At 62.2% G+C, this 13,754-nt stretch carries 11 protein-coding genes and 3 tRNA genes; 9 read left to right on the plus strand and 5 right to left on the minus strand.

What is annotated here, in order from left to right; translation table 11 throughout:
- Nucleotides 1-226: 226 nt before the first annotated feature.
- The 4 genes from ABOA88_RS20950 to ABOA88_RS20965 all read right to left on the minus strand — a co-directional run bounded on the left by ABOA88_RS20950 (nt 227) and on the right by ABOA88_RS20965 (nt 1,062).
- Entirely contained in the window at nt 227-526 is a 300-nt protein-coding gene (locus ABOA88_RS20950) for a DUF6388 family protein (protein WP_196165135.1), read from the minus strand.
- Between the two features lie 191 nt (nt 527-717).
- Nucleotides 718-802: transfer RNA gene (locus ABOA88_RS20955), tRNA-Leu, on the minus strand.
- A 56-nt stretch (nt 803-858) separates the two neighbouring features.
- A tRNA-His gene (locus tag ABOA88_RS20960) sits at nt 859-934 on the minus strand.
- 51 nt (nt 935-985) lie between these two features.
- Nucleotides 986-1,062 (minus strand) — tRNA-Arg (locus ABOA88_RS20965).
- A 288-nt stretch (nt 1,063-1,350) separates the two neighbouring features.
- On the opposite strand from ABOA88_RS20965, the gene folD reads away from it, so the two are divergent.
- The 7 genes from folD to ABOA88_RS21000 all read left to right on the plus strand — a co-directional run bounded on the left by folD (nt 1,351) and on the right by ABOA88_RS21000 (nt 11,574).
- The gene (gene folD / locus ABOA88_RS20970; protein ID WP_196170973.1) at nt 1,351-2,205 is read left to right on the plus strand and encodes a bifunctional methylenetetrahydrofolate dehydrogenase/methenyltetrahydrofolate cyclohydrolase FolD; all 855 of its coding nucleotides are present in this window, start codon (nt 1,351-1,353) and stop codon (nt 2,203-2,205) included.
- Between the two features lie 136 nt (nt 2,206-2,341).
- On the plus strand, nt 2,342-6,691 hold the full coding sequence (locus ABOA88_RS20975) for an NEL-type E3 ubiquitin ligase domain-containing protein (RefSeq protein ID WP_367852093.1): 4,350 nt from the start codon (nt 2,342-2,344) through the stop codon (nt 6,689-6,691).
- Nucleotides 6,583-7,131: an NEL-type E3 ubiquitin ligase domain-containing protein gene (locus tag ABOA88_RS20980; RefSeq protein WP_367852096.1), complete on the plus strand. Its 549-nt coding sequence runs from the start codon at nt 6,583-6,585 to the stop codon at nt 7,129-7,131. Before ABOA88_RS20975 ends, ABOA88_RS20980 begins: the two co-directional genes overlap by 109 nt.
- 240 nt (nt 7,132-7,371) lie before the next feature.
- The gene (locus ABOA88_RS20985; RefSeq protein ID WP_070093997.1) at nt 7,372-8,685 is read left to right on the plus strand and encodes a C4-dicarboxylate transporter DctA; all 1,314 of its coding nucleotides are present in this window, start codon (nt 7,372-7,374) and stop codon (nt 8,683-8,685) included.
- 62 nt (nt 8,686-8,747) lie between these two features.
- Nucleotides 8,748-9,452, plus strand: coding sequence for a FadR/GntR family transcriptional regulator (locus ABOA88_RS20990; RefSeq protein ID WP_070573979.1), 705 nt, complete (start codon nt 8,748-8,750; stop codon nt 9,450-9,452).
- A gap of 14 nt (nt 9,453-9,466) precedes the next feature.
- Nucleotides 9,467-10,156 (plus strand): GntR family transcriptional regulator, encoded by a 690-nt coding sequence (locus ABOA88_RS20995; RefSeq protein ID WP_196170971.1) that lies wholly within the window; start codon nt 9,467-9,469, stop codon nt 10,154-10,156.
- Between the two features lie 353 nt (nt 10,157-10,509).
- Nucleotides 10,510-11,574 carry a hypothetical protein gene (locus tag ABOA88_RS21000; protein ID WP_196170970.1) on the plus strand — a complete coding sequence of 355 codons (1,065 nt, stop codon included), beginning with the start codon at nt 10,510-10,512 and terminating at the stop codon, nt 11,572-11,574.
- A gap of 13 nt (nt 11,575-11,587) precedes the next feature.
- Here ABOA88_RS21000 and ABOA88_RS21005 read toward each other — a convergent pair whose 3' ends face one another.
- Nucleotides 11,588-12,016 carry a PACE efflux transporter gene (locus ABOA88_RS21005; protein WP_367852094.1) on the minus strand — a complete coding sequence of 143 codons (429 nt, stop codon included), beginning with the start codon at nt 12,014-12,016 and terminating at the stop codon, nt 11,588-11,590.
- A gap of 101 nt (nt 12,017-12,117) precedes the next feature.
- Here ABOA88_RS21005 and ABOA88_RS21010 point away from each other — a divergent pair, with 101 nt between their 5' ends.
- The gene (locus tag ABOA88_RS21010; RefSeq protein ID WP_196170968.1) at nt 12,118-12,996 is read left to right on the plus strand and encodes a LysR family transcriptional regulator; all 879 of its coding nucleotides are present in this window, start codon (nt 12,118-12,120) and stop codon (nt 12,994-12,996) included.
- A 148-nt stretch (nt 12,997-13,144) separates the two neighbouring features.
- On the plus strand, nt 13,145-13,754 hold a 610-nt coding region (locus tag ABOA88_RS21015), incomplete at its 3' end, for a cache domain-containing protein (protein WP_440127986.1).

A 13,754-nucleotide genomic window follows, 5' to 3' on the forward strand; every position in this document is an offset into this window, starting at 1 on the left:
TAGCCGGCGATAGCCCGACTCCAGAATCAAGGGCAAGCATTCTAGTGACTCGCGCACCAGAAGTCACCCCACCCCGGATGACGGAGAACCACACCGGTCAATTTCATTGAAGGCCCCGTACGGCGTGCCGCCGAAGCCCTCGCGTATCGCTTGCACGCAACGGCGGCTGCACGTCGCGTACGCTGTAAAAACTTGTCAAACAATGCAGCTATATAGAAGGCAGAGCTCAGTCGGGATCGATCTCGTTGAACTGGCAATACTCCTCCCAGCTCATCCCCAGCGCCTCGGCCACCTCACGGTGCACCTCCAGGCGCATGACCTGCAGCTCCTCCGGGCTCTGGGCGATCAATTGCAATGCCAGCTCCCAAGGCTCGACACCCTGCTCTTGCGCCGCATCCTCGAACGCCCACTGGATCTGCTGGGCCTGTTCACGCGCATCCAGCTCGCGGATCTCCTCGAGCAATTGCGGATGGGCCTCAGCGAAACGCTGCAGTGCCAACGCCTGGCGAGCTTCTTTTGCAATCATGCGACAGCTCCTATATCGGGCCCGCTTGCCCTATTTCAACCGGCTGAAATCTAACAATTTTTGCCCGAGCAGCACCAGTACCACACACCGGGCACTGATGATTGAAGAAACTGCAGGCAATAAAAAAGCCGCTCCAGGCGGCTTCTTTAATAGGTTTCGCGCAACTCAACGAAAGGCGGCAAAACCAAGGATGGTGCGGACGAAGAGACTCGAACTCTTACAGCTTGCGCCGCTGGAACCTAAATCCAGTGTGTCTACCAATTTCACCACGTCCGCATGGAGCACTTAAAACAAAGGCGCCAGATTATACAATCAAGGCGCCTTCGAGAATATGGGGTGGACGATGGGAATCGAACCCACGACAACTGGAATCACAATCCAGCGCTCTACCAACTGAGCTACGCCCACCATATTGCGGTATTGCGTTACAACATCACTTGCTGTGCCAAAGCTGCCTAATGGCGCACCCGGCAGGACTCGAACCTGCGACCATCCGCTTAGAAGGCGGATGCTCTATCCAGCTGAGCTACGGGCGCATATTCAATCTGCTTTCTGTTACGATTGCAAATCAACTTTCAGCCGTACCGAACAAGCTAGCAAATCCGCTCATTCTGCCTGACCTTGCTAACCAGTGCTAGGCTCTGCCCGACAAGTGCGACGAATGTTATAGACGAGCCGAAAGGTCGTCAACACTTTTTTCAAAAAAATTTAGTTTATTTAAGGGGTTAGGGGATTTGGCCGACCACCCGCCTTTGCCCTCGGGCCGTGTCGTGCGAGAATGCGCCCTCTTTTATGTTCCCTTCTCGATGGTTAATCACGCGTCTATGACTGCACACCTAATCGATGGCAAGGCGATCGCCGCCAACCTGCGCCAGCAGATCGCTCAACGTGTCGTGGAGCGTCGCCAGCAGGGCCTGCGTACCCCAGGCCTGGCGGTGATCCTGGTCGGTACCGACCCTGCTTCCCAAGTCTATGTCTCGCACAAGCGCAAGGACTGCGAAGAGGTCGGCTTCATTTCCCAGGCTTTCGACCTGCCCAGCGAGACCTCGCAGCAAGCCCTGACCGACCTGATCGACCGCCTCAACGACGATCCGGCCGTCGACGGCATTCTCCTGCAACTGCCGCTGCCGGAGCATCTGGATGCCTCGCTGCTGCTCGAACGTATCCGTCCAGATAAAGACGTCGACGGCTTCCACCCCTACAACATCGGCCGCCTGGCCCAGCGCATCCCGCTGCTGCGCCCCTGCACGCCAAAAGGCATCATGACCCTGCTGGAAAGCACCGGTCAGGACCTGTACGGCATGAACGCAGTGATCGTCGGCGCCTCCAACATCGTCGGTCGCCCGATGGCCATGGAACTCCTGCTGGCCGGTTGCACCGTCACCGTCTGCCACCGCTTCACCCAAGACCTGCCTGGCCACGTGGGTCGCGCCGACCTGGTGGTAGTCGCCGCCGGCAAACCGGGCCTGGTCAAGGGCGAATGGATCAAGGAAGGCGCCATCGTCATCGACGTCGGCATCAACCGCCAGGAAGATGGCAAACTGGTGGGCGATGTGGTCTTCGAGACCGCCCTGCCCCGCGCCGGCTGGATCACGCCGGTACCAGGCGGCGTAGGCCCGATGACCCGTGCCTGCCTGCTGGAAAACACGCTTTACGCGGCAGAAGAACTGCACAAGTAGTTCGCACCCTGCGCCAACGGCACCTCTCCAGGTGCCGTTTTTCTTTCCGGTCACAACCGGTCCGCGGTACTTATCTACCCCTTGCGCCCCTGCGCATCGCCCTAGGCTCGCCGCTTCTGATCCCAGAGCTACTGCCATGAGCCTATCGCACTTCAGCTTCATTGACGCCCGCCTGCCAGGCTGGCTGAAATCATCTACCCCAGTCCAACGCCAACGACTTGAACAACACATACGCCAGAGCCATCAAGCCACCCGTACCCTGGACCGGGCACTGAAGCAGGTGCAGCCCATCGACGACTTCTGCCGTACGTTGCTCGACGATGCCCTGCCCCATTGGTACCCCGACCGAGAGCTGCCCACCCCTGACCAAGGCTGGCTCTGGAACAAAGCCGAAAAGCGCGACATGTCGTGGCTCGAAGCGGCCATGCAGAACTTCGACAGCGACACATCCGTGACGCTGTATCTTTCCAAGAACGCCCCTGGCCCGATGACCGTGGACACCACATTGTTCGTGAAAGGTGCACGGAACCTGGACCTGGGGCAGCGGTACCGCAACCATCTGGCCGAACATGTCGATACCCCATTGTTTCGCAGCCTGGTACGCCAGCAGGATCGCGCGGCCTTCCAAGCCGATACGACAATGGCCGAGCTGCAAAAACTTCTTGATAGCCGAGGCCGGATGCTGGCAGACGCCGCACTGGCAGGCGAATCGCTCCTGCTTCACAGCAACGGAAAACCGTGCCCCCTGGAGTGCGGGTACCTGGAGCTGTGCGGGACGCCTTTATATGGCCCCTTGTTGATCCGCCAGCAGCACATCGGGGATATCGAACCGTGCCTGCTCTATCTGCCTGGCCATCCACGCCAGCCGTTGCGTCAATATGGCTCGTTGCGAGCAGCAGGCAAGGCGCTGACCCGACTGCTGCACAAAGACAGCGAGCGGCGCTTCTTCATGCGTTACGTCGCCCACGCCGAACAACCCGGGTTGGCGACCCAACTTCGCCAAACCTTGTTTGCGCATTATCCCTACAAGGATCTGCAAACGACCACGCCGGTACTTGAAGAGGGTCAGTCCTTCGACTGGCTCAAGCGCCTGTTCCCCGGTCCGCACGACCTGTGGCAGCCGACACTCGACAAGAACGCCCGCTTGCCGCTTGCGTTCAAGCCATGGTCTGGTGACTGTTTCAGCGCCCGCGCACGGACCCGCGTCGAGCTCACGCTACGCAACGCCACCGACATCGCCGTGCCGGTCGCCCAGCGAGACGCAGCAGCCCAATTGGCCCGCATCGAAGGCTGGCTAGGTGTCGGTTTGTCGGTACTGAACGTGGCCGGCTTTTTTGTTCCCGGGCTCGCGGAAATCATGCTGGTGCTTGGCGGTGCGCAACTGGTCGATGAGTTTCTTGAAGGCGTACACGCGGCAAACGAGGCAGATACCGATGCGGCCATCGGCCATCTGTTCTCGGTCATCGAGAACCTTCTTCAGGTAGCGGCGCTTGGGACGGCCGGGCAATTCATCGAACTCCAAGGCACCCTGCACGATTGGTCCCGCATCGGCCATGGCGACCAGCAACGTCTTTGGCATGGCAATCTGCAGCCGTTTGCACGCACATCCCCCACACATTTGCCATCCAGCCTTGACCCCTACCTGTTCCAAGGCCGCCATTGGATCAAGCTGGACGGCCAGCACTACCCGGTCGAGGCCACCCCAGAGGGCGGTTGGCGTCTGTGCGCAGCCAAGGGGCATCGCCATCAACCCTCACTGCTGGGCAATGGCGAAGGGGCCTGGCTACTGGACCACGAGCGACCGCAGGCTTGGGACGACGACACCCTGTTGCGCCGACTCGGCCCGGCCACCGACAGCCTGGACACCTCGACACTCCGACAGGCCCTGCGCTGCAGTGGCTATGAAGAGGCCGACTTACGCCAGACCCTGGTCGAGCACCGCCCGCTACCAGCCTTGCTGCTGGACAGCCTGGAAGCCTTCGGCGCATCTATCGAACCGAGACCACCTGCCTTTGCCCAGGAGGATGCGCTCCTCGCCCAGGATTTTCCTTCGCTAAGCCCAACACTGCGCCGGGAAATCCTGGCCCAGACCCAGCCCCGTGACTTGAGCCAGATGCAGCGCACTGGCCGGATACCGCTCAACGTGGCCGAAACCGCTCGCCTTTACCTGCGAGAAGCACGCATCAACCGCGCGCTGGTGGCATTTCATCAGGCCAGCGACAGCCTCGACGATCGCGATGCATTGGTGTTCGGTGCGCTGCAACGGCTGTCCGGATGGTCTGGCCAGGTGCATCTCGACCTGCGCGCTGGTCGCCTGGGTGGTTCACTGCTGGAGGCGGCAGGGGCAGCCCACGCCCCGATCAAAACCCTCGTGCGTCGCGCCGATGGCTATGAGCCGTTCGACGAGACCGGCCAGAGCCTGGCCAACCGAGACAACCTGTTCCGGGCGATCCTTCAGGCTCTCCCCGACCGCGAGCGCGACAATCTGGGCCTGCAGATCCATGAATCGGAGACCTTGCGCGACCGGCTGTTCGACCTGGCGACCGCAGACCGGGAGCAGGCCGCCCGTGACCTTGGCATGCAGCCTGTACGCCCCTGGTACCGCCTGCCCACGCGACTGCCGGGCAGCCCTCGCCTTGGCTATGCCTTGAGTGGTCGTGGCCGAGGCTGGTTGACCGCTGACGAGCAGTTCGATCAGTTATTCCCTTCCAACCTGGACAATGACCGGGAGACGTTACGCGCCCGGCTGCGCGAACAGACCGGCCACGACCCCATCGCCTTCAGCCGTCTGATGCAGGATTTACGCGACCAGTACCGACAACTGGACAGTACCTTGCAAGACTGGGTTCATGACACCGACGACATCGCCGCCGATGAAGCCCAGGAGCACCGCACCGCGCGCCAGGCCATCGCCGAACGCATCCGCCGGGCTTGGCGGCGAGAAAACAACGACGCCAGTGGGAGCCTCGACGATGTCATCTTGGACATCGACGGAGAGTACCTCGGTGCCCTGCCGGCCCTGCCGGTACAACTGCCACAGGTTCGCGAACTGAGCGTAACCGGCTTATGGCGGGGCGGTACCGACAGCCTGGGAGCATTCCTTGCCGCCTTTCCCCAGGTTCGCGAACTGGAGCTCACCGAAAATGGTCTGAACACGCTGCCAGAACAATTGGGCGGGCTGACCGACATCCAGTCACTGGACCTTTCTGAGAACAACCTCGACCTGTCGATCGAAACCAACCTGTCCATACTGGGCCGACTGACCAATCTGCGCGGCCTGAACTTGAGCAGCGCTATCGAAGACTTACCAGTAGCCGCGCTGGAACAGCTTGCGCAATTGCCCAACCTGACGGGTCTGCAGGCCGAAATGAACATGCTGTTTCTCGGCGCCGAACACTTTCAGGCGCTGCAACGCTGGCCCTCACTGGTCGAACTGAGCCTTGGCCACAACAGCATCACTCTCGATAACGCAAGCCGAACAGCCTTGGCGCAGTTGAACCGGTTGCGCAACTTGTTCCTGCACGAAAATCCCTTGGACCTTGCGCCGGACATTACCGGCTGGACGCATCTGGAACGGCTGGACCTGGAGCAGACCGGCATTGCCGAATGGCCAGCCGGCATCGAAGCACTGCTCGGCCAGCAACCGTTGGCCCTGCGCGCCGTGGACCTGAGCAACAACCAGTTGCACGACGCACCGGATCTTCGCGATAGCGCATTCGCCGCGGCGGCCAGGGCAGGTGAAGCTGATATGTACCATGCCTTCCAGAACAACCCCTTCAGTGAAGAGGCCCTGCAACGACTGAACGATGCCGGCCTGTCGACCGCTGTTCGGGTCGTTCATCTGGATTGGCTTGCCGGACTGCCTCAAGCCATTGGCGATCATGTCGCCGCCACCTTGCAGGAGCCTGAGTGGCGGCCGCTGTATGACCTCTTGCGCCGGGTCGAAGACACCCGGGACTATCAAGCCAGCCCGAACGCCATGCGTCGACGCATGCAGGTCATCATCGAGCGGTTGTCTGCCCGGGAAGACGACAATCTCTGGGGCCAGGCCCAGGTACATGAACGCGTCATCGACCTGATCAACGAAGCCGCTCACGGCTGCGTCGACCAGGCCAGTCTTCTGTTCCAGCAAGTCGAGACGCAGGTCCTGGTATGGCAGCAGTCGCTCAACGCCGCCCCCGGGGATGCCAGCGACAAGGTGGCCATTTCCATTTGCCGCTCACTGCTGCGCCAATCTCTGCTGGATGAGCGCATCAGTGACGTGTATGACGCACGGGTTGCCAGGCGCAAGGCGCTCATCACGGGAGGCCCCGCCGACGAGTCCCCCTGCATGCCGCAGACGATATCAGTGACACGCAATTGCGCGCCCCTACCTTTCTGCTCGACGAATTGGAAATGGCCCTGCACGCCAGGATGCAATTGCGCGAGCGCCTGGAACTCCCTCCACAACCCGGCCAGATCAGTTTCGACTACCTTGCACAGCTGAGCCCGGCCACGCTGGATCAGCTTGCTCAGATGATCACGGCCCAAGCGGATATTCCTGGACTGGTCCAATGGGCCGGCGAGCAACCGTTCTGGCGAGACTGGATCAAGCGCTTGCGCCCCCAGGCCTTCAAGCATTTGGCCAACGAATGGGATGGCGCCAGCGCTTATTTCGACACGCTCCGCGAACCGGGCGAAGTCATCGCCTACGCGGGGCCACAGGTGCCCTCGACCTTCATCGACGCACTGGTGCGCGAACGCCCGGACATTGCCTGGCGGCAAAAGGGCGTCCTGCAACGTATCGACCTGGTCTCCAGCCGCTATCGCGACGAAGGTGCCCTTTACAACCGCGCCGCCCAATTGCTGCTGCAAACGCGCAGGGATGCCGACACAGCCTTGATTGGGCAACTTACCGAAACCCTGGCCAAGACGTATTTGTCCTGACGAAACCGGTGGGGTGCCGGCGCACTCCACCATCTACCCTTCAAACCCCTGTGATAGAGCCATGGGCGCGAAAAACCGCCAACTGGTCAGACCGGTAAGGCCGAAAAACCTTGCAAAAGGCCTTTTTTCGCGGTTTTATGAACCCGCACTGACCAAACCGGTAAGACCACAATAATTAAGTCCTGCGCTCTTTCGCCGTCGCCGGCACCGAAGCAAGGACACCGATCAGAGATCCCTCCCATGCTCAAATGGTGCTCGCGTTCGATCTTCCTCCAAGTCGTGCTAGGCCTCGCCCTTGGCATCGCTTGTGGCCTCAGCTTCCCCGAAGTGTCCCTGCAGCTCAAACCGCTGGGTGACGGCTTCATCAAACTGATCAAGATGCTCATCGGCCTGATCGTCTTTTGCGTGGTGGTCAGCGGCATCTCCGGTGCGGGCGATCTGAAGAAGGTCGGGCGCATTGGCTTGAAGTCAGTGATCTACTTCGAAGTGCTCACCACCATCGCCTTGGTGATCGGCCTGGTGTTCGCCTTCACCAGCGGTATCGGCAGCGGGGCCAACATCCATCTGGAGCAGTTGTCCAGTGCCGACGCCGCCAGCCTGGCCGAACGCGGCCAGCACATCCATGGCGCCACGGCCTTCTTCATGGATTTGATCCCGACCTCGGTGATCGGCGCCTTTGCGGACAACAACATTCTTCAGGTCTTGTTGTTCTCGGTACTGTTCGGCAGCGCCCTGAATCTGGTGGGCGAATCCGCCTCCGGTATTTCGCGGCTGATCAACGAACTCAGCCATGTGGTGTTCCGCATCATGGGCATGATCGTGCGCCTGGCACCGCTGGGTGTGTTCGGCGCCATCGCCTTCACCACCAGCAAGTACGGCTTGGAGTCGCTGCAGCACCTGGGCGGCCTGGTGGCGCTGTTCTACCTCACCTGTGCAGGCTTCGTGCTGATCATTCTCGGCACCGTGATGCGCCTGTCGGGCCTGAAGCTGCTGCCGTTTATCAAGTACCTGCGTGAAGAGCTGACCATCGTGCTGGGCACCGCCTCCTCCGACGCCGTACTGCCGCAGATCATGCGCAAGCTCGAGCACCTGGGTATCGGCAGCTCCACCGTGGGTCTGGTGATCCCTACCGGCTATTCCTTCAACCTCGATGGCTTCTCCATCTACCTGACCCTGGCGATCGTGTTCATCGCCAACGCCACGGGCACGCCGCTGGCCATGACTGACCTGCTGACCATTCTGCTGGTATCGCTGGTGACGTCAAAAGGGGCCCATGGCATCCCAGGCTCGGCCCTGGTGATCCTCGCCGCCACCCTCACCGCGGTACCGGCTATTCCGGTGGTGGGCTTGGTGCTGGTGCTGGCGGTGGACTGGTTCATGGGCATTGGCCGGGCATTGACCAACCTGATCGGCAACTGCGTCGCCACCGTGGCCATCGCCCGCTGGGAGCGAGACATCGACCTGGAGCGCGCCAACAACGTGCTGGCCGGTAAGCCGGGCTTCGCCCCGACCCCGCGCAAGCAACCCCCTCATGCACACCAGCAGGAATTCTGAAAACCGCTGCGGCCGGCACTGGGCCGGCCGCCAGGAGACATGATGCAACTAGGGAGCGAACCGTGATCAGCTCATCAACCGTCGTCAATTCAGTGGTGGAAAAACTCCGCCAGGCCCTGGCCAGTGGTCAGTGGCGTACTGGCGAAATGTTACCCGGCCAGCGCGAGCTGGCCGAACAGCTGGGCATCAGCCGTCCCAGCCTGCGCGAAGCCGTGACCGTGCTGGAAACCCTGGGCCTGGTGCGCTCGATGCCAGGCAAAGGCGTACTGGTGCTCGACGCCGAGGCCGCCGGACAAGAGCCGGCCAGCGATACCGTGGCAGCCGCAAGCCTGGCCGATGTGCTGGAGCTGCGCTACACCCTCGAGCCGTTCATCGTCGGCCTGGTCGCCCAGTCGGCCAACAGCCAGGACATCGGCCAACTGCGCCTGACCCTGATGGACATGCGCGAGGCATTGGAAGCCGGCGACAGCGAAGCCGGGGTCAACGCCTACATCGCCTTCCACGAGGCGTTGTTCGGCCTGACCACCAACCCGATCTTCCAGAGTGTGGTGCAGCAGACCGGCAATGCGCTCAAGCAGAGTACAGAGATGCTGCGCAACTCACCGGAGCACCTGGCCGCACGACTGACTGAAAATGAAGCGGTGGTACGTGCCATCCGTGACAAGAACAGCGCCCAGGCCAGTGCCCAGATGCGTCGGCATATCCTCGAAGAAGGCCAGCGCATGGGCATCGAGCTGAACATCCCCGACGAACACCCGGGCCAATGACCCAAGGAGCGACCATGACTGCCTGCGCCCACGCCGCCCCTCGCCTGCCAGCCCTGCTCGCCAGCGGAGAGACCCGTCTTTCGGCCGAGCAGATCTATCCACGCCTGTTCGATGCCATCCTCGAGCAGCGCCTGCCGCCCGGCAGCGCACTCCCCGAGCAGGCACTGGGCAATGCCTTCGGCGTCAGCCGCACGGTGATCCGCCGGGTGCTCGGACGCCTGTCAGACCAGCAGGTGGTGGTGCAGCGCCCCAGCCATACCGCCCACCTGGCCACCCCCGACCCCCAGCAGGCGCGCCAGGTACTCAGCGCCCGACGTCTGGCCGAAACCACGCTGATCAGCCTGGCCACCCAGCGCGCCCGCCCCGCGCAGATCCGCCAATTACGCCAACTGGTCGAACGCGAGCGCCTGCACCATGAACGTGGTGAACGCTGCACGGCGATACGCCTGGGCGGCGAATTCCACCTCAAGCTTGCGCAGATGGCCGCCAACGCACCGCTGGCGCGCTTTCTCAATGGCTTGGTGCCCATGACCTCGCTGATCATCGCCCGCTACGAGTCCCCCTGCTGCGAGCACTGTGCCTGGCAGGAGCACGCCACGATCATCGATGCCGTGGAAAACGGCGATGTCGATGCCGCCCTGACCCTGATGAACGAACACCTGGACCATCTGGAAGCCAAGCTTGACCTGGGCGCCCCAGCCTGACGTTCGCAGGTTGCTTCGTGGGATCTGGCGAAGCCTGCGATGGGCCGCACAGCGGCCCTTTAAGTCTGGAGGGGCCCACCGTTTCTGGTATGCACACTGTGCTGGCAAGCGGCTGATCCAGTCGCTGCTCGCATGTGACCGGTGCCTGGCCGACTCCGCACGCTGAAATTCGAGGTATAGGGCTGCTTTGCAGCCCATCGCAGGCTCCGCCAGCGCCTACAAGTACAGCGCGGCCCCGAAGGACAACCCGCTCCGATCATTGCAGGCGTGCGCGATGGGCTGCACGGCAGTCCCCGGTTGCCCCTGCCTATACTGCTGTAACCACCCCGTGTTTTCCCAGGAAGGCCAGCCGCGTGAACACGCGTACCCTGATCTTGCTGTCGTGCCTGCTGCTGACCTTCGCCGGGTGCGCGGGCAAGCGGCCCCCTGCCCCGCCACCGCCCGTGACCATGACGCCAGCCCTGTGGCAACGAATCGACCAGGAACTGATCGAAGCCTCGGTGGCCGCCACCGGCTCGGCCAATGACTATGCCCGACGTTCGATGCGGGTCTGGAAAGACCAAGTGCAACAACGCACCGAAAGCGATTTCATCCCTTGGTTCACCGGCTACTGGACGCAGCAATGGCTGACGCTCAAGGTCGCTTGGTACAAGATGAACAGCGGCAATGGTGCCGAGCCACCTGAACGGCGCCTGGCAATTTACCTGCAGGAGCAGTACCACCAGCGGGTGATCGATCCGGTCGCTGAACAGATTAACCCCGAGGGGATCCGCGACCGCGCCAGCGAGCTGTACCTTCAGCTGTTCGGCCAGCAATTGCCGGCCATCATCCAGCGTTACAACGCGCCGCCCGACCAGGTCAGCCAGCGGCTCAATCGCATCAAGATCATCGCCCTGGGGCCACCGCCTGCCCGCGATGCCACCCTCTATCAACTGCTCAGGGCCCAATCCTTGACTCAGCAACCTGCCTGGCAGGCGCTGCGCCAGCACTTGCACCAACAAGCGGCCAAAGCGCCTGGGCAAACCGAGGCCGGGCTGTCCTCGGTGGCCAACCGGGCCAGCGAAAAACTCGGCGCCACCCTGGCGCCACGAGGTATCGCCAGTGCCGTCGCCGCGGCCGTGGGCAAGGCAGCCGGGACCTTGATTTCCCTGGCAGCGGCCGGCTATGGAATGGTCACCCACGATCAGGAACACCCGCAGATGGTCGAACAACTGCGGGTGATATTGAATGTGGCGCTGAACGAGGAATGGCAGGATCTGATGGAGAATCGCCAGAGCGGCGCAATGTCTGGCGTGTACTACCTGTCCGGCCAGGTCGAGGACAGCCTGCTGGCCAGTGCCCCGAAGCCGCAGGAGCAGCAACCGCAGCAGGCACCGGTGCAGGACCAGGAGCCCCTGCTGATTCGCTTGCCGCCCTGACGCAATCGCTCGCTCAAGCAGTCGCCATCGCCGAGGTCGGTAACCCGAACAGCCGATCGAAGGCCCAGTTGTAGGCAAAGGTGTAGCACGGGATCAGGATGATAAAGGCCAGGTCCACCAGGAAGGCCTCGAGCAAGGTCATGTCTAGCCACCAGGCGATCAACGGGATCAGGTACACGATCAACGTCAACTGAAAACCGACGGCATGGGCGATGCGCCGTGCCACACTGCGGCCGCGTTTGGCCTGGCGGCTTTCCCACCACTCGAACACGGTGTTGAAAATCAGGTTCCAGATCATCGCAATGGTGGTGATCATCACCGCCAATGGCCCGGTGTGACTGGCCTGGGTATCAGAGAGGTAGGCCAGGCCCAGGGTCGACATGCACAGGCCGATCAGTTCATAGAAGGTCACATAGACCAGTTTTCGTTTGAGTCCTTGCACGGCTTTCTACCCTTGGGCGTATCACGAAGTGGTCAAGGATGAATCAATCAGCTTGACAGAAAAAGTTGGCAGCTTTCAGATTTACTGACAGGATGCTGCCCATGAATTTTTCCAGCGACAACATCCAGCTGTTTCTCTGCGTGCTCGATCGCGGCTCCTTTTCGGCTGCCGCCCGAGCTTTGCAGCGCGTCCCCTCAGCGGTGAGCATGGCCATTGGCAACCTTGAGGCGGAGCTGGGCTACCCCTTGTTCGAGCGGGGTGCCCGCGAAGCGCGTCCCACCGCACAGGCCCGTGCCCTGGAACCTCACGCACGGTTGATCGCCGAGCAGTTGGGACTGCTTAAAGCCCATGCACTGGAACTGTCCCAAGGGTTGGAGAGCCGCCTGGCCATCGCTGTGGTCCCGAACATCGACCAGCGCCGCTTGCTGACCGCCATCGCCACCTTGAGCGAGCGCTACCCCCTGCTAGACATCGAGCTGCTTGCCGCCCCCCAGGAGGAAGCGTTGCACCTGCTCGACAGCGGCCGGGTCAGCCTGTGCATGGCCTTTGCCGGATTGCAGGTCGACCCTCGTCGCAGCTTCCAGCACGTTGCGGTAGAACCTTTGGTCGCATCCTTGGCCCCGCACCATCCGGCCTTGCGTAGCGGGCGCATCCACAATCTGGAGGACCTGTTCGATGTGCGCCAGATACTGGTGTGCAGCCGCGACCTGCCGTTGTCCGACCCGCGCTCGCTGATCAGCGCGACCCACTGGCGCTGCAACAGCCTCGACCTGGCCATGCAGATCGTCGAAGCCGGCCTTGGCTGGGGCGACTTTCCGCTGGCGCGCGCCGCCCCGCTGTTCGCGGCCGGCCGGCTGGTGCGCCTGGACTTTCGCAACACCCAGAACGCCCTGGAACTGCCGGTGCGGGTGTTCTGGCTCAAGCAACAGCCCCTGGGCCAGGCGGCGCGCATTCTGGTGGACCTGCTGGCGACACGCTGAGTGCGGCCACCTCCAGCGCGAACCGCCAGCTCTACGACGTACGGTTCATCAATTTTTGTCGGATCCGGCCGATACCGAGGTGACTGGTACCGCCCATCGCGCCACAAGCGTGCGGCGTCCTCCCTTCATTGGTCCAAGGTCTCGAAACATGAACCTGAAATTCCGCCACAAGATCCTGCTCAGCGCCTGCGCCGTGGTCGTCCTGGCATTTGCCCTATTCACCCTCTACAACGATTACCTGCAGCGCAACATCATCCGCCAGAACATCGAGTCGTCTGTGCGCCAGGCCGGCGCGCAGACCGCCAGCAGCGTGCAGAACTGGATGTCCGGACGCATCCTGGTCCTGGAAAACCTGGCCCAGGACATCGCCCAACAGGGCGCCGGCGAAACACTGCCCGGCCTGGTCGATCAGCCTTCCTACACCAAGAACTTCCAATTCACCTATTTCGGCCAGAACAACGGCGTGTTCACCCAGCGTCCGGACGCCAAGATGCCCGACGGCTATGACCCGCGCCAACGACCCTGGTACAGCGCTGCGGTGGCCGCCAACCAGACCATGCTGACCCCGCCCTACCAGGCGTCCGTCGGAGGTCTGGTGGTCACCATCGCAATGCCGGTCAAGGCCAAGAGCACCGGCGAGCTGCTGGGTGTGGTCGGCGGCGACCTGAGCCTCAACACCCTGGTGGACATCATCAATGCCGTGGACTTCGGCGGCATCGGCCACGCCTTCCTCGCCGATCGCAACGGCCAGGTCATCG

The organism is Pseudomonas sp. PKS, from assembly GCF_051913525.1.
Classification (GTDB): Bacteria; Pseudomonadota; Gammaproteobacteria; order Pseudomonadales; family Pseudomonadaceae; genus Aquipseudomonas; species Aquipseudomonas guariconensis_D.